This window comes from Nocardia alni, from assembly GCF_019038435.1.
GTDB classification, from domain to species: Bacteria; Actinomycetota; Actinomycetes; order Mycobacteriales; family Mycobacteriaceae; genus Nocardia; species Nocardia alni.
Genome location: NZ_JAGPOX010000059.1, coordinates 14,590 through 34,070, shown reverse-complemented (window position 1 = coordinate 34,070; position 19,481 = coordinate 14,590). Strand labels below are relative to the sequence as shown.

At 69.2% G+C, this 19,481-nt stretch carries 16 protein-coding genes; 6 read left to right on the top strand and 10 right to left on the bottom strand.

Annotated features, from left to right (window positions below):
• Window positions 1–10: 10 nt before the first annotated feature.
• Window positions 11–2,314 carry an FdhF/YdeP family oxidoreductase gene (locus tag JZ791_RS22410; RefSeq protein WP_216897152.1) on the bottom strand — a complete coding sequence of 768 codons (2,304 nt, stop codon included), beginning with the start codon at window positions 2,312–2,314 and terminating at the stop codon, window positions 11–13.
• Between the two features lie 343 nt (window positions 2,315–2,657).
• Between JZ791_RS22410 and JZ791_RS22405 the strand changes: the two genes are divergently transcribed.
• The gene (locus tag JZ791_RS22405) at window positions 2,658–3,095 is read left to right on the top strand and encodes a hypothetical protein (RefSeq protein WP_216897151.1); all 438 of its coding nucleotides are present in this window, start codon (window positions 2,658–2,660) and stop codon (window positions 3,093–3,095) included.
• Window positions 3,096–3,164: 69 nt separating this feature from the next.
• Here the strand turns inward: JZ791_RS22405 and JZ791_RS22400 are convergent, their stop codons facing one another.
• Entirely contained in the window at window positions 3,165–6,482 is a 3,318-nt protein-coding gene (locus JZ791_RS22400) for an arabinosyltransferase domain-containing protein (RefSeq protein WP_308163036.1), read from the bottom strand.
• A gap of 59 nt (window positions 6,483–6,541) precedes the next feature.
• Window positions 6,542–7,975 (bottom strand): MFS transporter, encoded by a 1,434-nt coding sequence (locus JZ791_RS22395; RefSeq protein WP_216897150.1) that lies wholly within the window; start codon window positions 7,973–7,975, stop codon window positions 6,542–6,544.
• Window positions 7,976–8,076: 101 nt separating this feature from the next.
• Here JZ791_RS22395 and JZ791_RS22390 point away from each other — a divergent pair, with 101 nt between their 5' ends.
• A complete protein-coding gene (locus JZ791_RS22390) occupies window positions 8,077–8,556 on the top strand; it encodes a MarR family winged helix-turn-helix transcriptional regulator (protein ID WP_216897149.1) in 480 nt (159 codons plus the stop codon).
• 6 nt (window positions 8,557–8,562) lie between these two features.
• On the opposite strand, the gene JZ791_RS22385 is transcribed toward JZ791_RS22390, so the two are convergent.
• A complete protein-coding gene (locus JZ791_RS22385; RefSeq protein ID WP_216897148.1) occupies window positions 8,563–9,513 on the bottom strand; it encodes an MBL fold metallo-hydrolase in 951 nt (316 codons plus the stop codon).
• A gap of 62 nt (window positions 9,514–9,575) precedes the next feature.
• Here JZ791_RS22385 and JZ791_RS22380 point away from each other — a divergent pair, with 62 nt between their 5' ends.
• A complete protein-coding gene (locus JZ791_RS22380) occupies window positions 9,576–9,977 on the top strand; it encodes a MerR family transcriptional regulator (RefSeq protein WP_216897147.1) in 402 nt (133 codons plus the stop codon).
• A 39-nt stretch (window positions 9,978–10,016) separates the two neighbouring features.
• Here the strand turns inward: JZ791_RS22380 and JZ791_RS22375 are convergent, their stop codons facing one another.
• Window positions 10,017–11,216 carry an S-adenosylmethionine:tRNA ribosyltransferase-isomerase gene (locus JZ791_RS22375; protein ID WP_216897146.1) on the bottom strand — a complete coding sequence of 400 codons (1,200 nt, stop codon included), beginning with the start codon at window positions 11,214–11,216 and terminating at the stop codon, window positions 10,017–10,019.
• A gap of 10 nt (window positions 11,217–11,226) precedes the next feature.
• Window positions 11,227–11,919 carry an SDR family NAD(P)-dependent oxidoreductase gene (locus JZ791_RS22370; RefSeq protein WP_216897145.1) on the bottom strand — a complete coding sequence of 231 codons (693 nt, stop codon included), beginning with the start codon at window positions 11,917–11,919 and terminating at the stop codon, window positions 11,227–11,229.
• Window positions 11,920–12,063: 144 nt separating this feature from the next.
• Here JZ791_RS22370 and JZ791_RS22365 point away from each other — a divergent pair, with 144 nt between their 5' ends.
• Window positions 12,064–12,861: a VOC family protein gene (locus tag JZ791_RS22365; protein ID WP_216897144.1), complete on the top strand. Its 798-nt coding sequence runs from the start codon at window positions 12,064–12,066 to the stop codon at window positions 12,859–12,861.
• Window positions 12,862–12,912: 51 nt separating this feature from the next.
• Here the strand turns inward: JZ791_RS22365 and JZ791_RS22360 are convergent, their stop codons facing one another.
• The 3 genes from JZ791_RS22360 to JZ791_RS22350 form a co-directional block, all read right to left on the bottom strand.
• Window positions 12,913–13,482 carry a DinB family protein gene (locus tag JZ791_RS22360; RefSeq protein WP_308163035.1) on the bottom strand — a complete coding sequence of 190 codons (570 nt, stop codon included), beginning with the start codon at window positions 13,480–13,482 and terminating at the stop codon, window positions 12,913–12,915.
• Window positions 13,483–13,888: 406 nt separating this feature from the next.
• Window positions 13,889–15,430 carry a glycerol-3-phosphate dehydrogenase/oxidase gene (locus JZ791_RS22355; protein ID WP_216897143.1) on the bottom strand — a complete coding sequence of 514 codons (1,542 nt, stop codon included), beginning with the start codon at window positions 15,428–15,430 and terminating at the stop codon, window positions 13,889–13,891.
• Between the two features lie 172 nt (window positions 15,431–15,602).
• Window positions 15,603–16,286: a TetR/AcrR family transcriptional regulator gene (locus JZ791_RS22350; protein WP_216897142.1), complete on the bottom strand. Its 684-nt coding sequence runs from the start codon at window positions 16,284–16,286 to the stop codon at window positions 15,603–15,605.
• Between the two features lie 206 nt (window positions 16,287–16,492).
• On the opposite strand from JZ791_RS22350, the gene JZ791_RS22345 reads away from it, so the two are divergent.
• Window positions 16,493–18,070, top strand: a complete 1,578-nt coding sequence (locus tag JZ791_RS22345) for an FAD-binding oxidoreductase (RefSeq protein ID WP_216897141.1) — start codon at window positions 16,493–16,495, stop codon at window positions 18,068–18,070.
• Between the two features lie 60 nt (window positions 18,071–18,130).
• Window positions 18,131–19,069 carry a YegS/Rv2252/BmrU family lipid kinase gene (locus JZ791_RS22340; protein ID WP_308163034.1) on the top strand — a complete coding sequence of 313 codons (939 nt, stop codon included), beginning with the start codon at window positions 18,131–18,133 and terminating at the stop codon, window positions 19,067–19,069.
• A gap of 34 nt (window positions 19,070–19,103) precedes the next feature.
• Here JZ791_RS22340 and JZ791_RS22335 read toward each other — a convergent pair whose 3' ends face one another.
• Window positions 19,104–19,466: a hypothetical protein gene (locus JZ791_RS22335; protein ID WP_216897140.1), complete on the bottom strand. Its 363-nt coding sequence runs from the start codon at window positions 19,464–19,466 to the stop codon at window positions 19,104–19,106.
• Window positions 19,467–19,481: the final 15 nt, after the last annotated feature.

The window sequence follows — 19,481 nt, the reverse complement described above, 5'->3', positions numbered from 1 at the left end:
CCACTCGATGTCAGACCGTGTGAACGTGCGGTTCGAACCGGACTGTCACGGCTTTGGAGACCGGGGTGTTGGAACGCTCGGCCACATGGTTCAGCGGGACGAGGGGGTTGGTCTCCGGATAGTAGGCCGCCGCATTGCCGCGCGGTGTCGAGTACGCGACCAGGCGGAAGCCCGTGACCTTGCGCTCGACGCCGTCGGTCCACTCCGAGATCACGTCCACCAGATCGCCCTCGGCGAAACCGAGTTCGGCGATATCGTCCGGATGCACGAGCACCACCCGGCGGGCGTTGTGAATGCCGCGGTAGCGGTCGTCCAGGCCGTAGATCGTGGTGTTGTACTGGTCGTGGCTGCGCAGGGTCTGCAGGATCAACCGGCCCTGCGGCACCGGCAGCCACTGCAGGTCGTTGGCCGCGAAATTGGCCTTGCCGGTGGTGGTGTGGAATTCACGGGCGTCGCGGGGCGGATGCGGGAGCTGGAATCCGTTGCGGCCGCGTACCTTCGCGTTGTAGTCCGTGCAACCGGGCACCACCCGGGAGATCGCGTCGCGAATGGCGTCGTAGTCGGCGCGCAGCGTCGTCCACGGCACCGGATGATCCGGGCCGAACAGTTCGGCCGCGAGCTCGCAGACGATACTTACCTCGCTGCGCAGCTGGTCGCTGACGGGTGCGAGACGGCCGGTCGACAGATGCACCATCGACATCGAATCCTCCACCGACACCTGCTGTTTCACGCCGTCGGCGGACAGATCCGCATCGCTGCGGCCCAGTGTCGGCAGGATCAGCGCGGTGCGCCCGTGCACGACGTGACTGCGATTGAGCTTGGTCGACACCTGCACTGTCAGCGCGCAGCCGCGCAGCGCGGCCTCGGTGAGGTCGGTGTCCGGGGTGGCGGAGACGAAATTGCCGCCCATGCCGAAGAATACCGATGCCCGGCCCTCGTGCATGGCGCGGATGGCGTCCACGACGTCGTGGCCGTGCTTGCGCGGGCTGGTGATGCCGAATTCGGAATCCAGTGCGGCCAGGAACGTTTCGGGCATCTTCTCCCAGATGCCCATGGTGCGGTCGCCCTGCACGTTGGAGTGTCCGCGCACCGGGCAGACGCCCGCGCCCGGCTTACCGATCATGCCGCGCATCAGCAGCAGATTGGTCGCCTCCTCGATGGTGACGACGCCGTGTCGCTGCTGGGTCAGGCCCATGGCCCAGCAGATGATCGTGGACGTGGACTCGGCCAGCAGCTTCGCCACGTGATCCAGCTCCGCGCGGGTCAGGCCCGTGGCCTCCAGCACCGTCGCGAGGTCGACCGCGCGCATCTGCTTCTCGTATTCGGCGAAGCCCGCGGTGTGCGCGTCGACGAACTCGCGGTCCACCACCGTGCCCGGCGCGCGGTCCTCGGCCTCGAACTGCAGATGGGCCAGCCCCTGGAACAGGGCCATATCGCCGCCGAGGCGGATCTGCAGGAAGTCGTCGGCGATCGGGATGCCCGTGGTCAGGCCCTTGACCGTCTGCGGGTCGCGGAAGCCGAGCAGCCCGGTCTCGGGCAGCGGGTTGATCGCGATGACCCGTGCGCCGTGCTCCTTGGCCTTCTGCAGCGCCGAGAGCATGCGCGGATGGTTGGTGCCCGGATTCTGGCCGGCCACCACGATCACCTCGGCGGCGTTGAAGTCGTCGATCGTCACCGAACCCTTGCCGATGCCGATCGAGGAGCTCAACGCGGCGCCCGAGGATTCGTGGCACATGTTCGAGCAGTCCGGCAGGTTGTTGGTGCCGAAGCTGCGCGCCAGCAACTGGTAGACGAAGGCGGTCTCGTTGGCGGTGCGGCCGGAGGTGTAGAACAGGGCCTCATCGGGGGAGTCCAGGCCGCGCAGGGCCTCGGCGATCAGCCGGTACGCCTCGTCCCACGCGATGGGCGAGTAGTGGGTATCGCCGGGGCGCAGCACCATCGGATGGGTGAGCCGGCCCTGCTGGCCCAGCCAGTAGCCGGACTTGTCGGCCAGATCCTCGAGGGAATGCCGGGCGAAGAACTCCGGGGTGACCGTGCGCAGCGTGGCCTCCTCGGCCACCGCCTTCGCGCCGTTCTCACAGAATTCGGCGGGGCGGCGATGGCCGCTGGGCTCGGGCCACGCGCAGCCGGGGCAGTCGAAGCCGTGCCGCTGATTCAGTCGGGTCAGGGTGCGTGTGGTGCGGATCACACCCATCTCCTCGACCGCGCGCTCGAGTGCGACCGTTACCGCCTTCACGCCGGCCGCCTGCTGCTTCGGCGGGGTGACGGACAGGGCGGATTCGTCGATATCTCGGGTCGGGGCGTCGCGGTGCATGGTTCCATCGTCCTCCTTGCCGCAAGGGCCCGACAATCGACCCTGAACCTACTGAGCGGTCGGATATCTGATGGCGGGTCGGTCCGGCAGCGGCGAGTGCGGGGTCCAGTCACAGCGTCAATGCGGCTCGCCGCGGTGAGCCGACGGTCCGTGCACCGTCACGATGCGGCGTGGTCTCGGTCGATATCGCGCGCCGCGGTGTGCGGGCCGCGGCGTTGTGCATCGTCACGACAGCGGGTCGGATACCGCGATTCGGCGCGCGCATACACCGTCGGGACGCCAGTATGGATGCCGCACAGGGGTAAGGGCCCCGGATACGGACAGTGAGGATCGGAAACAGCCGATGGATTTCGAAGTCGAGGCCGCACACTCGGGCCGGCGCCCGGCACGTTTCGGCACGGCGCTCGGCGTCGCTGTGGCAGCGCTGGCGGTGGGGCTGGTCGCGGCTCCCGTCGCGAGCGCCACCGCTACGCGTGTCGGGGCGGACGCGGACATCAACTACGGCCTGGGCACCAACTACGGGACCGGATGCCAGTACACCGTCGAGGTGTCGGTCACCGACCCCGTGCAGCCGGTGCACATCTTCGACAACGGCGCATCGATCGGCTGGTTCCGTCCGAACGGCGGCCAGGCCGTCGCGCCATGGACCCCGGCCACCGTCGGTAACCACCGCCTCACCGCCGTCCAGACGGGTACACCGGCCGGCGCGCCGACGCCGTACGTCAACGTCCGGGTCGGCACCGGTACCCACATCGGCACGAGCTGCGCCGTCACCGGCTGAGTCACGGGCTGGGCCGTCCGGCAGCTGACCCCGCCACCGACGGGGCCAGCTGTCAATCGGGTACGTCCGCTACCGGATGTTGAAGTTCATCGGTCCCGGTGTCCACCGTGACGATCGGGTGACGGTGGACGTATCCAGCTGAGCCGCACCCGCCTTCGGATCCAGCGGGGCCAAGCGCTCGATCTCGCCCCAGTTGCGCTTCCAGTCGTCCTTCAGATACGAGGGCATGACCTCGGGGGTGGTGAGCAGCTGGATAAAGCCGAGCGGGCCGCCGGAGGTGTGACTCTCCCAGTTCGTGGTCATGATCGCGGCCGCGAAATCGGGCGTGATGCGGTACTTGGGGATCTCGGCGACGCCGTCGAGATGCCCGAACGGCCGCTGGCACGGGAACTGCAGGCCCACGAGCCAATCCAGCAGCACCGGATCGGTATGCCCGACCAATTGGTCGATGGTCTGCAGCTGGGGCACGCGTGGCGGGGTCACCGCGACCCACTGCAGCGGATCCGAGCTGTCCACCGAGGCGACGATGCGTACCACGTTCGCCTGGGCGGGCAGCTGCGACAACGGGACTCGCAGATTGCGCCAGGACGGCTGCAGCACACTGACATCGTCCGGGGTGACCTTGCCCAGCGACTGGACGCCACTCGCCCCGGTGACACCGTATTCCAGCTGCACGCTCTGGCCGCCGACCGGCAGGTTGTCGATATCGGTGGAGGCGACGCGGCCGGCGGCGGCGATGGAGACGATCTGGCCGCGGGTGCCCTGTGCGTCGGGCGCGGGCAGTTGATACCAGCCCGAGGTCAGCGACTTCTGCGCGCCCGGGCTGCCGAAGCTGCCGAGCATCGGTGTGGTGGCCGGATTCAGGCCGTACGGCAGCGGAATGGTGCTGCCGTTGATGCCACGTTGCGCGACCGCACCGGCGGCGGTGCTGTTCGAACCGGTCTTGGTGGTCGTGCCCGCACTACCCAGGGACTGACCTACCGAGGACGCCGCCGCGGTGGAGGCGTCGGGCAGCAGGTCGTTGAGGTTGAGCCCGTCGGGGGTGAATCCGGTGTTCTGGCCGCCGCCCAGGGCGTTCGCGGGGCTGCCGGACAACGGGTGCAGCACACCGGTGTTCGCGTCCGGTTCGACCAGCACGTCGTTGGCCATGCCGCAGGTATTGCCGCTCAGCGCCTTCACGTTCGATGTGGTGAGCGAGTACGCGGGGTACTGCTCGACGGCCGCCTTGACGAACGAGGCCACCTCGAACAGCACGACCAACGCCGCGGCGACGGTGATCATCGGGATCGGCCGGCGCACCTTCGGCGGCTTCGTGCGGAACGGCTCGCGAATGTGGAACCACCCGGCGAGCACGACCAGCAGCAGCGCGATCACCAGCAGCACCGTGCCCGCGCTGATTCCGTGCACCGAGATCGGCTTGTCCCACCAGGAGACCCGATAGCTCGCCACGTACCACCAGCCGTTCGAGCTGGTGAACGAGAGCGCCAGAATCCCGACCGCCCCCGCGGCGGCCAAGGCGCGATTGCGGGCCGAGCGCATGGCGAGCGGACCCACGGCGACCGCGGCGACGACCGCGACCGCACCGCCGAGTCCGGCGAAGACCCCCAGATGATGGGTGAACTTGGTGGGGGAGAACGCCATCAGCGGAACCGCGGCGACCGTGGTGCCGACGATGCGGCGGGTCGGCCCGGCCGCCAGACCCGGGATCCGGCCGTTCTTGCGCAGCAGCGCCAGCAGCGCGATCGCGAGGGTCAGGAACATCATCAGCATCGCGAACCGCCGCGCCAACGACCCGTCGGGTGTCGGCTGGAACAGGTCCTGATAGACGAGATAATCGGTGTACCACGGCATATCGGGGCCGACCACCTTGTGCGCGGCCTGCATCGTGCGGACCTCGGAGATCGGCTGGCCGGCGAACACGATGGTGAGCACCACCAGCCCCGAGGCCAGCGCGGTCGCGATCAGCGCGATCCAGCCGGAGGTGCGGGCCCGCTGCACGATGATCTGTGCCAGCGGGCGCGCCCCGGCCAGCAGCGCGGCGAAGCAGATGAGCCCGGACGGGTTGGTCACCACGGCCAGCGCGGCGGGAATCAGCGCGAGCGCGGCGGGGGTCAGGCGCCGGGTGGCCAGCGCGCGTTCCATCGAGACCCAGGTCAGCAGGACGCCCAGCGCGATGGCGGGTTCGGGCCGCAGGCCGTTGTTGTAGGGCAGCCAGAACGCCAGCAGCACCAGCCCGCCGGCCCAGATCGCCGAGCGCTCGGTGCGCGCGCCGACACCCAGCCGGGGCACGACCTCACGGCTGATCAGGAACCAGCACGCGATGCCGAGGATCAGCTCCGGCAGCCGGATCACGATGCTCGCGTTGGACAGGCGAGAGAGCAGTTCGAACAGGTTGTCGTAGGGGATGCCGATCGGGGTCTCCGGGACCCCGAAGTAGGCGAAATAGTTGGCCAGATACCGCGCGTGCCCGGCGGTGCGGGCCATGCCGAAGATGTAGCCGTCATCGGAGGTGCCCGAGCCGATGAAGTACCAGACCACCATCGTGCCGACGATCACGCCGTCCACCAGCCGGGGACGCCACCAGCGCCGGGGCAGCACGCGCCGGTTGCCGCGGCCGTCCGCGGAGTCCAGGCGGTGCAGGGCGTACAGCGCGAGGGCGGTCGCGATCAGTGCGCCGATGATGGCGATCAGCTTCAGCACCGTGGGCGAGGTGGTGAACCGGGAGTCGATCACGACGTCGGCGTGCATATCGGCCGGGGCCGCGCCGGTCAGGTCGGTGAACAGGCCCACCAGCTGCGGACGGTGATCGCCCGGCAGGACGATCGGGTCGCCGCCCGCGGTCACGGTGGTGCTCGCGGCGTCGGAGGAGATCGAGATCCGGCAGTCGCGGGGCAGCTGGGACAGGGGGGTGTCGACCAGTGTCTGGTCGCGCAGCACGACCTGAAGGTGCTCACCGTCGGCCGCTCGCGCGGGCGGCGTGCGTGTCCCGGCGGGGCCCTCGGGGGCGCTGGTATCGGGTGCGGGGGCGACCAGGACGTTCAGGCCGTAGTGCCAGGCCGACCCGGACGTCGCCGGGACCGTGGCCAGCAGCGTGCCGCCGTGCGCGCGCAGCGCCGTGACGGCGGTGCAGGGGATCTCGGCGTGCAGGCTGGTCGGCGAGTACGACACCAGCGGGGCGGTGACGCTCGTGACCCGGCCCGCCTGTGGCCAGCTCAACGAGGACTGCTGCTGATGGACCGGTAGCAGCGGCACCGCGACGGCGAGCAGTGCACCGACGATGCCCGCGACGATAGCGATGACCCGCCACAGCCGTATACCCCCGCCTAGCTGGGCGGGGGCGGTCAACGGCCGTTCTTCGGCCGGCGACCGGCTGAGTGTCACGTTCACGGTCGGGCATGCTATCAACCGGACCTGGCACCGGGTCGGGTCGCCGACCTCGCGGGCGCTCAGCCGACGGCGACCAGCGGCTCCGGCGCGGCCGTCGCACGGGTGGCGCCGCGGGCTTCCGGGCGCAGGCCGAGCAGGGCCGCGAGAATCGTTGCGGCACAGGCGCCCGCACCGACCCAGAACGCCACGGCGAACTGCCCCTCCTGCGGCAGCGGGAGGTGGGGCAGCAGCTCGGCGGTGAGCAGGGTGGTGATGATGGCGCTGCCCAGAGAACTGCCGACGGTGCGGGAGATCGAGTTGATGCCGTTGGCCACGCCGCTCTGATGATGCGGCACGCTCGCCGCGATCAGGGCGGGCATCGAGGCATAGGCGAAGCTGATCGCCACACCGACGATGACACTGGCCGCGATCACGTTCCCGGTCGCGTCGTGCGCCAGGGCCAGCCAGGCGAATCCGGCGGTGCCGACGAGGCCGGACAGGGCCAGCACCCGGCGACCGCCGATCAGGCCGACCAGCACCCCGCCGAGGGGCGCGGCGAGCATCGAGGCGATCGTGCTGGGCAGCAGATACTCCACCGAGGCCCGCAGAATCGAGGCGGTGAAGCCGTATCCGGCGATCCGCGCGGGCATCTGGGTGAGGTAGGACACACCCATGAACAGCAGGAACATGGCGAATCCGATGAAAACCCCGGCCAGGTTGGTGAACAGCACCGGCCGGTGGACGAACATCCCCAGATCCACCAGCGGCGCGGACGCCCGCCGCTCGACCAGCACCCACAGCACCGCGAGCACGATCGCCCCGGCGAGGCAGCCTAGCGTCGCCGCCGAGGTCCAGCCCCATTCGTGGCCCTGGGAGATCGGCAGGAGCAGCAGTACCAGAAATCCGCCGAGCGTCAGCGCCCCGGGCAGATCCACGCTGCCGGGATGCCGCTTGCCCGTGGCCGGGATCGCCGCGGCCGAGGCGGCCAGCGCCAGCGCCGAGATACCGGCGGTGAACCAGAACACGACGTGATAGCCGGGATTGCCGCCCTGGGTCAGCAGGCCGGTGGTGACCAGGCCGATGCCGCCGCCGAATGCGAAGGCGCCGCTGATCATCGCCATCGCGCCGTGCAGGCGTTCGGCGGGGATCTCCTCGCGCAGCACCGACAGCGCGAGCGGGAAGATCGCCGTCGCGACGCCCTGTAGCGCGCGGCCCACGAGCAGCACGCCCAGCGAATCGGCCAGCGCCGACACCACCGAGCCGACCACCGCGAAGCCGAGCACGCCCAGCAGCGTCGGCTTCTTGCCGTACAGGTCGCCGATGCGGCCCAGCAGCGGGGTCGACACGGCCGCGGACAGCAGGGTGGCGGTGGTCACCCAGCTCACCGATGCCGTCGAGGTGTGCAGTTTCGTGGCGATCAGGCCCAGGATCGGCACCGCCTGGGTCTGCATGACGGTCACGATCATCGCGGCGAACGCCAGTACGCCGGTCAGCAGGGCACCCTTGCGCGCCATGCGTACACCTCCAGAAACTTGACTACGAATATCTTTGAAGACTTCAAGTATTTAAGACATCAAAGATATCCGTTGTCAATCGTGCCGGTAGGATCGCGACTATGAGTCAGGCCACTGGGGGTGGTGAGGCGGCGGAGCCGACAGGGGTGGTCGACGCGGCGCCGACTCCGCTCGCGCTTTTGATCGGACGGTTCGTGACGGCCTACCTGGAGGATTTCCTCACCGCCGCCGAGGGGCACGGGCTCACCCTCACCCAGGCCAAACTGCTGCTGGCGCTCAACGAGCCGCCGGACGAGTTGCCCATGCGCGAGCTGGCCGGTCGCCTGGCGTGCGATCCGTCGAATCTGACCGGGGTCGCGGACCGGATGGAATCGCGCGGACTGGTCCGGCGCACGGTGAATCCCGCCGACCGCCGCGTGAAATACCTCGCTTCGACCGACGCCGGTCGCGAACTGGCGGCGCGGATCCGGGCCTCGCAGGTGCGGGCCTACAAGGCGCTGGCCGAGCTCACGCCCGACGAGGAGCGCCTGCTGGAAGGGATGCTCGAGCGTCTGGTTCCTGAACTCGAAGCAGCGGAATAGATTTCGTCACGACATACGGATCTGGTCGCGCTGCGTCGCGAACTGGAGTGTTGCGTCGTGGTCGTGAGTGGGGACGACGGTGGCGAAGTGTCGCGCCAGATGCAGGCGGTGCAGGGACTTGAAGGTGAGGTCTCGATCGGCATCGGCGAAATTTCCTGGGTAGCTGGACTTTTGACGGATTTCCTCGACCTGTAGTGAATGCCAGGCGGCATCGCCCGCCAGCAGGACCCAGCCGCGCGAGGTGTGGGCGAGGATGCCGACGCTGCCGGGGGTATGGCCGGCCAGGTCGAGCAGGACGACACTGCCGTCGCCGAACAGGTCGTGGCTGCGGGTGAAGGTCAGGATCGGCGGGCCGTCGAGGTCGTATCGGACGAGGGGGCGATCCTTCAGGGAGTCGCGCACGCCGCCGACGGGAGCGATCGCGTCCCGGGAGATCCAGTCGTGCTCGTCGCCGTGCAGGTGCAACGGCAGGCCCGGCAGATCGAGCAGCCCGCAGACGTGATCCCAGTGCGCATGGGTCGGCAGTGCGAAATCCAGTGCGGCAGGATCGAACTCGGCCTTCAGTGCGGTGATCGTCGGAATGGTCTCGACGGGCGGGCGCACGGCCCCGCGCAAGACGGCCGGTAGCTGCGCGATGGCCCGATGGTCGGCGTCGACGCAGTAACTCGGGTCGACGATGAAGGTCGCCTCGGGGTGCTGGATCACGAACGAGGTCAGCGAGTTGGCGATGCGTCGTGGTGTGAAGCGTCCCTCCACGACGGCCGCCGTCGGTACCGATCGCGGGACCTGCGCCAGGGCGGTCAACGTCACGGTACGCCGGGCGGTGGGCAGGCCCGCGTCGGTGAGGGAACGAAGGAATCGCTGGTCAGCGGGCCGCGGTCGCACGGCTCCGCGGACCGAGCCGATCGCCGCGGCACAGCATTCGAACAGGGTGGGGGTATGTACTGGATCCGACATGGCGGCACGGTAATACTTAAGGTCGACATGAAGTAAAGGGGCGCGATGTGATGGATCAGGCGATGAGGATCGGTGACGCCGCGGCTGCTCTCGGCATGGAGGCGCACGTGCTGCGGCATTGGGAATCCGTCGGCCTGCTCATGCCGCGGCGCAGCCCGTCCGGGCACCGCGTCTACGACGAGAACGTCCTGGACTATGCCCGGGTGATCCAGCTGTTGCAGCGCACCGGGTTGTCGCTCGACGAGATACGGCAACTCGGTTACAGCGCTCATGACGGGCGCCAGGCTCTCATCGCCGGTCGGCGTGCCGAGGTGGGTGCTCGAATCGCCCTTCTGCGGGCCACCGATCAGTTTCTCGAGCACCTGGCCGCCTGTAGTCATCCGATCATCGCGGAATGCCCGGAGTGCTCGGAGTTCGCGGGGCGTGCTGCGCGGCGGACGGAGGAGTTCCCGGATCGCCGGTAGGCCGCGGTGTGCGCGCTGTATCAATCGCCCGGCTCGCGATCAATCGCTCGGCTCGCGCCTGTGTTGTTTGTTCGACTTCCCGCTGTGCCGATTGTTCGGTTCGCTGCTGTGGTCGTTCGGTTCGCCACTGTGAAGATCGTTCGGTTCGCCACCGTGCTGACCGTTCGGTTCGCCACCGTGCTGACCGTTCGGTTCGCCGCTGTGCTGACCGTTCGGCTCGCCGAAAAGCAGTGCTGTGTCGCCGAATTCGTGCCAGAGGTAGCCGGTGTCCAGGGCTGCGCGGTAGGCCGTCTGAACGCGATCGGTTCCCGCGACGGCCTCGAGCAGGTGCAGGTGCGATGCGCCGGGTTCGTGCCAGCCGGTGATCAGGGCGTCCACCGCGCGGGCCGGGCGGGCCGCGCTCAGGATCAGGTTGGTCCAGCCGGAGGCGGGGTGTACCAGGCCCGAGGGGGCGGCCGCCGATTCCAGGGCACGGGTGACCGTGGTGCCCACGGCCACGACGCGGCCGCCTGCGGCGTGGGCCGCGTTGACCAGCCGGGCGGTGGTGGGGGAGACGGCGTAGCGTTCGGGACTCGGGGGTTCGCCCGTTTCCGGGGAGGAGACGCCGGTGTGCAGGGTGATGGGGGTCAGGGTGATTCCGGCGGATACGAGATTTGTTACCAGGGTGTCGGTGAACGGTCTTCCAGCGCTGGGCATTTCGGCGCTACCGCGTTCGCGTCCGAAGACCGTGCGGTAGTAGTCCGGCGACCAGCGTTGTGTCACATAGGAATACGTGATCGGCCGCCCGTGCCGGGCCAGTAGGTCGGGGACGTCGACGGTGAGATCGGCGATCCACAGGCGTGTGGCGGTCGGCAGCCACGGGGCGCGCAGCCGTGCGACGGCGCCCGGAAGTTCCACTCGAGCGCCGGATTCGGGAGTCGTGGTGGTGAACGGAACACCTTCGGGCGCACGGAGTTCCACGACCCAGCCGCCGTCGTCGAGCCAGGTCGAGAAGTGCAGGACCACCGGCTCGCCGCGGTATCGGGCGTCGACCGCGGCGGACATCGTGGAGGAGTTGTTCACCACCACCAGGTCATCGGGCCGCAGGAAGCCGGGCAGGTCGCGAAAGCGGGCGTGGGTGAGGATTCCGTTGTCCGACACCAGCATGCGAACCTCGTCGCGGGCCAGGCCGCGCGCCTCCGGCGGCGCCGTCGCGGACCGCTCGGCGGGCAGGATGAAATCGGGTAGTACGGCAGTCATGAGGTATCTCTCAGTCGTGGGAGGTCGTCAGGTCCGCGGCCGTGTAGCGGCCGCTGGGTGGACGGGTCTCGATCAGGTGCAACAGGGCCGGGACGACCGTCTCGGGTTCGGGGCGGTCGGAGATGTCCTCGTCCGGGAAGGCGGCCTGATGCATGGCGGTGCGCATATCGCCGGGATCGAGGGCGTAGACGCGCAGGAGTGGATTCTCCGCGGCGAAGATCGCGGTCAGTTGGTCCAGTGCCGCCTTGGACGATCCGTAGCCGCCCCAGCCCTCGTAGGGTTCGCGCGCGGCATCGGAACTGATATTGATCGCGATGCCGTCGGTGGCCCGCAGCTTCGGCAGGGTCAACTGCAGAATTGCCAGGGGGGCGACGGTGTTGACGGTCAGTACGGCCGCGAACTCGTCGAGCGGGTAGTCGGCCAGGCGCGGCATCGGGCTCGGTCCCAGGGCGCTGGCGTTGTTGATCACCAGATCGAGCCGGTCGATCTCGGCTAGTGTGGTGGCCAGGCGGGCGCGGTGGGCCGGATCGGCCACATCGCCGGTGACCGCGGTCGCGCCGGTCTCCTCCCGGATTCGGGCCAGGGGTTCGGGGCGTCGTGCGGTGAGGATCAGATTCCAGCCGCGTGCGGCCAGGGCCAGCGCGGTCGTGCGGCCGAATCCGGCCGAGGCGCCGGTGATGAAGGCGGTGCGTGTATCGGGCATGTACCCATCGTGGAACCTGAAGTATTCTTAAGGTCAAGCAACGTGGTGTCCGCTGAGAGTGAACCGAGAAAACTCGGCGCGATGAATTTCGTGACGAGGCGTCGTCTCCAAGAGTGCAAGCACCTACCTCCCGAGGAGCTCACCATGACGTACACCTTCAAGCCCGGAGATCCCTGCTGGGTGGAGCTGTTCACCTCCGATACCGACCGTGCCATCGCCTTCTACGGCGAACTGCTCGGCTGGACCGCCGAGCGCGGCGGCCCGGAGTACGGCGGGTACATCACCTTCAGCAAGGACGGCAATTCCGTCGCCGGGGGCATGCACAACGACGGCACCTCCGGCGGCCCGGACCAGTGGACGATCTACCTGGCCAGCCCCGACGCCGAGGCGACCGCCGCCAAGGCCGCCGAACACGGCGGCCGGGTCGTCATGCCGCCGATGCAGGTCGGCGAGATGGGCCACATGGCGATTCTGGCAGACCCCAGCGGCGCCGGGATCGGCGTATGGCAGCCCGGCGTGCACACCGGATTCGGCGCGTTCGGCATCGCCGGAGGCGGCGAATGGAGCGATCACGTCGGCAACCCGTCCTGGTTCGAACTGCACACCCCCGCCTACGACGACGCGCTGCGCTTCTACCGCGAGGTCTTCGACTGGAAAGACCCGTTCATCGTCGCCGACACCCCGGAATTCCGTTACACCACAATCCATTCCACCACCCCGATGCTCGGCGGCGTGATGGACTCCGCGGCCTTCCTCCCCGCCGGCTCACCGGGCGGCTGGCGCCCCTACTTCGGCGTGGAGGACGTCGATGCCGCAGTGAAAACCCTGGTATCCCTGGGTGGTTCGGTGGAACGCGAACCCGAGAACACCCCGTACGGCCGCCTCGCCTCGGTCTTCGATCCCGGCGGCGTCTCGTTCAGCCTGGGCGGCAACAACTCCTGATCGAGCCCGCCATCCCGGCGTGCTCGGCGCCGGGATGACGGTGGAGTGTGGTTATAGACCGATCGCGCCGTCGATGCGCTCGCGTAGCAGGTCGGCGTGCCCGTTGTGGCGGGCGTATTCGGCGATCATGTGGGCCAGTACCCAGCGCAGTGATACTTCTCCCAGCCAGGCGTCCTTGGCCGTGAACGACAGGTCCGGGGTGGCGGTGGTGAATCGTTCCGCGAAGGCGACTTCCGCGCGCCATGCGCCCCAGGCCGCTGTGATGGAGGAGGAATCGGTGCTGGCGCCGTCGAAGTCGTCGTCGGGGCGGTCCTCGGAGGTGAACAGGGGTGGTGCGGGTTCGCCGGCCAGTACGCGGCGGAACCAGCGACGTTCGACGTCGGCCAGATGGCGTACCAGGCCCAGTAACGACATCGTCGAGGGCGCCACCGACCTTCGTGCCAGCTCGCTGCCCAGTCCGGCGCACTTGAGCTCCAGGGTGGCGCGCTGACCGGCCAGAATTTCGATGAGCACCCCCCGCTCGTCGCCGGTGGTGTGGAGGTGGGTGCGCGGATCGTGTTCGGGGGCGACAAACATCTCGGCCCTTCGGGTTTCGGTCGGCGTCTGCCGGGTGTCGGCCACTCCCGCCTCCTTCGCGTCATTGCCGCTGCCGGACCGGCAAACGTCAAGCTGACGGCCTGGCACAGTTCGGACGATAGCGGAAACGTTGGGGACGTGGGGGTTGGCGACCCGAGTCGCTCGAGCAGGGTGTCGCCTTGGCATGCTGTTTGTTGGGCTGTCCGGTCTCGGATACTGGTTTATCGAGTACCTCTACGAAAAGGAACTGGCGCGTTGTTGCGCTGGTCGGGTACGTCGTGAGGATGAACGACGAAGGCCGTCGGCGGAATTGCTATCCAGGTATGTGATCGCGGTGTCGTTCCGTAGGTAGGAAGATTGGCCCGGCCCGGATGACTGTGGGGGACCGAGCGGGTCTGCTGTGGTGGGCTTACTCGAGGGATGCGGTCTGGGGCACAGTGCCGGGGTCGGGTTATTCGAACATGGCCTGTGCCACGGGGAGAGCGGCGGCGCGGTCGGTCGGGACGAGGCCGATTCGGGTGCGGCGGTCCAGGAGGTCGTCGGGGTTCAGGGCGCCCTCGTGGGTGATGGCGTGGGCGAATTCGGCGCGGAGGACGTCGATTCCGGGGGCTACCGGCTCGGCCAGGGATGGATCGCGGTGTGCGAGTGCGGCGATCGTGGGGGCCTCGCCGCCGTAGCGTTCGATCAGGCGGGGGGAGGCCGCGAGGTGGTCGCGGGCCGCGCCGGATATCGCGCCGAACAAAGGGATTCGGCGGGTTCGGGACGGACCTGCACGCAGGCCGGTGTGGGCGATGGCGGCGTCGACCGCGTCCTGGGCCATTTTGCGGTAGGTGGTGAGCTTGCCGCCGACGATGGTGATGGGGCCGCCGGGGGAGTGCAGTACCGCGTGCTCGCGGGAGATGTCGGCGGTGCTGTCCCCGGTGGTGCGCAGCAGGGGGCGCAGGCCCGCGAAGCGACCGCGGATATCCTTGCGGGACAGCGGTTCCCGCAGAACGGTGTTGACCGTGTCGAGCAGGAAATCGATCTCCGATTCGGTCGGTTCCGGCTCGTCGGGCACCGGGCCGGGGGCGTCCTCGTCGGTCAGGCCCAGGTAGACCCGTCCGTGGGCGGCCGGGAAGGCGAAGACGAACCGGCTGATACTGCCGGGGATCGGCACGGTCAGTGCGGCGTTCAGGCCACCGAACGCGGCCGCGTCGAAGACCAGATGGGTGCCCCGGCTGGGGCGCAACTCGATACTCGGGTCCAGCCGGTCCGCCCAGACTCCGGTGGCGTTGATCACCGAACGAGCTCGGACCGTGAGGGTTTCTCCGGTGAGGATGTCGCGCAGCACGGCCGAACCGCCGCTCACCCGCTCGGCCTCGACCCGGGTGAGCACGGTGGCGCCGTGTGCGGCGGCGGTGCGGGCGATCGCCACCACCAGGCGCGCGTCGTCGACGAGCTGGCCGTCCCAGGCCAGGAGCGCGCCGCGTAATCCGTCGCGGCGCACCGTGGGCGCCAAGCGCAGTGTCTCGGCCGAGGCGGCCCGGCGCGATCGGGGCAGTACGGCGGACGGCGTTCCGGCACTGCGCCGCAGCACATCTCCGGCGGCGAATCCGACCCGGGTCAGCATGCGCTGTGCCGCGGTGACTTCCGGCAGCAGCGGCACCAGCTGTGGTATCGCACGGGTCAGATGCGGTGCGGTCGTGGTGAGTAGGATGTGGCGTTCCACGGCGCTCTCGTGCGCGATCCCCACCCCGCCACCGGCCAGATAACGCAGGCCGCCGTGCACGAGTTTGGAACTCCACCGGCTGGTCCCGAACGCCAGATCGTGCCGCTCCACCAGCACGGTACGCAGTCCGCGGGTGGCGGCGTCCAGGGCGACGCCCGCCCCGGTGACGCCGCCGCCGATCACCAGCACATCGATCGTCCCGGCGTCGCCGAGCTCGCGCAGCTCCCGTTGCCGCCGTGCGGCATTCAGTGCGGAGTCGCCGAATGTAGTTCCCGCAGTGCTCATTTCACCACTTCCGCTTGTCGGATGGTTTCGTCGTGATGTCGCCCTGGTAGTTGTGCTCGGGTCCCTGCTGGTGCGATCGCGAGCGCTTCGCGATGCCATCGTTCGGCGTCCGAAAGACAGTCGCCACATGAATTCCCGCCGATGGTGCGAGGGGGAGGCAGAGGGGACGCGCTCATGTCGGGCTGTCGAACTCGTCGGGACGGAGATAACCGTCTATGGCGCGGGCCAGTTCGGCATCCAGCCGGGAATCGGTGAGGAGATCGCCGACCATGCGGGCGGACTGGACGGTGGACTGGGCGATGAGCAGCAGCATCGTCGCCAGCTCGTCGGGGGCGCCGGGGCGGATGGAGCCGTCGCGCTGGCCCTCGCGGATGCCCTCGGCGAATACCCGCAGCAGTTCGCGCTGGTTGCGGCCCAGGCGGCCGAAGACGTAGGTCAGCATCAGATCGGTGTCGGTGCGGAAGATCTTCGCGAACAGCGGATTCGAACGCACCACCGCCGCGCCGGCCACGATGCCGCCGACCAGCCGGACCCGGGCGCTGCCGCGGCGGGTCTCGTCGGGGATGGTCCGTTCGATGATCCGGCGAAGCTCTCGCACCAGCAGATCCGCGAGCAACGAGCCGGTGTCGGGCCAGCGACGGTACACCGTCGGACGGCTCACACCGGCGCGCCGGGCGACCTCGGTGAGCGTCGTGCGGCGCACTCCGAACTCCTCGACGCATGCGCGTGCCGCGTCCAGGATCGCCCGTTCGATCGTGGCCGGCCCGGTCCCGACCGTCTCATGGGCACTCGGCGCACCCGCGTCATGGGCGCTCGTCTCCGCGACATGTGGCGCCGCGGCCGTGCGTGCGGGCATGTGTCGCGACGATGATTCGCGCCCGCGCTGGGGTCGAGAGGCGTCACGTATGGGCATCGGATCACCGCCGGGTCGTGCGAACCGCCGTCGGTCGCAGAGTCGATCGTTACTACTTGACATTCTATGTCAAACTGTAACGCATGGTCGATATGCGACAAGACACGTCATCCTCGGCAATGCCGGGCGAGTCGCCATCCCGCCCGAGTATGGTTTGGGACGCCTGGGGCATTCCGTCCGCTCACGCGCCGCTTCCGGAGAAGGTCCGGACCCTGTTGGCGCAGGTGTTCGGGGTATCCGGTGAGGCAGTGGCGCGTCGCGATGAGGGCAATGTGCCGCTGCGCGCCTCGGTGCTCGGTCCCACGCACGTGGCGGGACTGTCTGCCTTGGTCGGCCCCGACCACGTGCGCGTGGATCACCGAGCCCGGCTGCTGCATGCCGGTGGTAAGAGCACGCCCGATCTACTGCGCCGCCGCGATCTCGACCCGCAGGACGCTCCCGACGCCGTGGTATACCCCGCCGGGCACGACGAGGTACTCGCGGTGCTCGCCTATTGCGCCGAGCAGGGTATCGCCGTGGTGCCCTTCGGCGGTGGAACAAGTGTGGTCGGCGGCGTGGATCCCGCGCGCGGGCGTTTCGATGCCGTTGTCGCCTTGGATCTTCGACGCTTGGACGCGCTCACCGACCTCGACCCGGTCAGCGGCGCCGCGACCCTCGGCGCCGGCCTGACCGGTCCCCAGGCGGAGGAGTTGCTCGCCGCGCGCGGGTGGTCGCTCGGGCATTTTCCGCAGAGCTTCGAATTCGCCAGCATCGGGGGTTTCGCCGCGACCCGATCGTCCGGGCAGGCGTCGGCCGGGTACGGCCGTTTCGACGACATGATTCAGCGGCTGCGCGTGGCCACCCCCAGCGGCACACTGGATCTCGGCCGCGCACCGGCCTCGGCCGCGGGACCCGATCTGCGCGAGCTGTTCTCGGGCTCGGAGGGCACGCTCGGCGTGATCACCGCGGTCACGCTGCGTGTGCATCCGGTTCCGGAAACCATTGTGTATCAAGCCTGGTCGTTCCCGGACTTCGGCGCGGGCGCGGCCGCACTGCGGACAGTGGCGCAGGCCGGGGCCGCGCCCACGGTGATGCGGCTGTCCGACGAGGCCGAGACCGGCCTGAATCTGGCCCGCGCGGACGATATCGGCGGTGAGTCCGTCTCCGGCTGCCTGGCCGTCACCACGTTCGAGGGCAGCGCGGCCCATGTCGCCGCGCGCAGCGCGGAGGCCAATGCCCTGTTAGCCGCCGCCGGTGGCAACCCGCTGGGCGAACAGCCCGCGCGGGAGTGGGCGCACGGCCGCTTCGCCGCGCCGTATCTGCGCGATGCGCTACTGGATGTCGGAATCCTTTGCGAGACACTGGAAACCGCGACGAACTGGGCCCACCTCATCGAGGTGAAGGCGAGTGTCACGGCGGCACTGACCGATTCGCTGTCCGGGCAGGGCACCCCGCCGCTGGTGATGTGCCACATCTCGCATACGTATCCGACCGGGGCCTCGCTCTACTTCACGATCGTCGCCAAGCAGCTCGACGACCCGATCACCCAGTGGCGCAACGCCAAACAGGCCGTCGGCGATGCCATAGCCGCGTCCGGGGCGACCATCACCCACCATCACGCCGTCGGCCGGGACCACCGCCCGTGGCTGACCGAGGAGATCGGCGAGCTCGGTGTGCGGGTGCTGCGCGCGGTCAAGCAGGCCGTGGATCCGGTCGGCATCCTCAATCCCGGAAAGCTGATCCCGTGAGTGCGGGGCGGCGTGCGGACGCGGTCGGGACCGCACCCGAATGCACCGGTGGATATCGCCGTGCCTGAGCGGGTGGACGTCCGATCCGTCCTCCTGGTGACGAATCCGTTGTCGGGCCGCGGCCGGGGGCAGGTCGCGGGCCTTGCGGCGGCGGATCGGCTGCGCGCGCACGGCATCGAGGTCACCGAGGCTAGCGGTGCGACGGCGGCGGAAACGATTCGCCACGTGCGGGATCGGCTGACCGGTGCGGCGGTGCCCGACGCGGTGCTGTGTGCGGGTGGCGACGGTCTGGTGTGCATCACCCTGCAGGCGCTGGCCGGGTCCGGCGTACCGCTCGGGCTGGTGCCCGGCGGCACCGGCAATGATCTCGCTCGCGAACTCGGTGTGCCGCAGGATGATCCGATCGCGGCGGCAGATATCGTCCGGAACGGGACGGTACGCACCATCGACCTGGGGGAGGTGCACACGGAGTCGGGCGCGTCGGAGCCGATGCGGTTCGCTACCGTGGCAGCCACCGGATTCGACGCCCGGGTGACGTTGCGCGCCAACCGGATGCGTTACCCCGGGGGCCGGCTGCGCTATCCCCTCGCCGCGCTCGCCGAACTGGCCGGTGGTCTGGCCGTGCCCACCCGCATCGAATTGTCGGGTGTACCAGGCCACTCCGCGACGACCCTCGTGGAGACCGACGCGGTGATGGTGGCGGTCGGCAACACCCGTACCTACGGCGGCGGCATGCTGATCTGTCCCGATGCGCTCGTCGACGACGGACTGCTCGACGTCTCGGTGGTCGGCGCGATATCGAGGGTGCAGATGGTGCGCCTGCTACCGGTGATCGCGTCCGGCCGCAGGGTGGATCATCCGGCCATCAGTCAGTACCGCGCGGCACAGGTTCGGGTGGTGGCCTCCGGAACTCCGGCGACCGCAGACGGCGAGCCGGTCGGTGTGCTGCCCGCGACCGTCCGCGCGCTCGCGGGCGCACAGACGGTCCTGGTCGCCTAGCGCACCCACTCCGGCTGGTCCCGTCGGCGAACCTCTACCAGGACTGCGCGATGACCAGGCGCGGACCCGGATCCACCACCAGGGCGATCCGGCCACCGGGGTGACTCGCCGCCTCGCGGGCGACGCTGGGCAGATCGGCGTACACGCGATTGCCGGAGGTGCGAAGCTGCGAATCCGGCCGGATCGACACGGCCATGGCGCTGCCCGGCAGCACCTCGTCCAGCAGCGCGGGTATCGGGCCGTTGGCGAAGGACTGCGTCTCACCGGCGTTCAGCTGGATCCCGAAGCCGCCGGTCTTCGGGTTCGTGACCGGGTTGGCGGCCGACGCCGTGCCCGCACCGGCCAGGCCCGCGACGGCCGCCGCCGCGGCGGCGATGACGATGGTTCGAGCGCGCATAGGAATCCTCTTTCG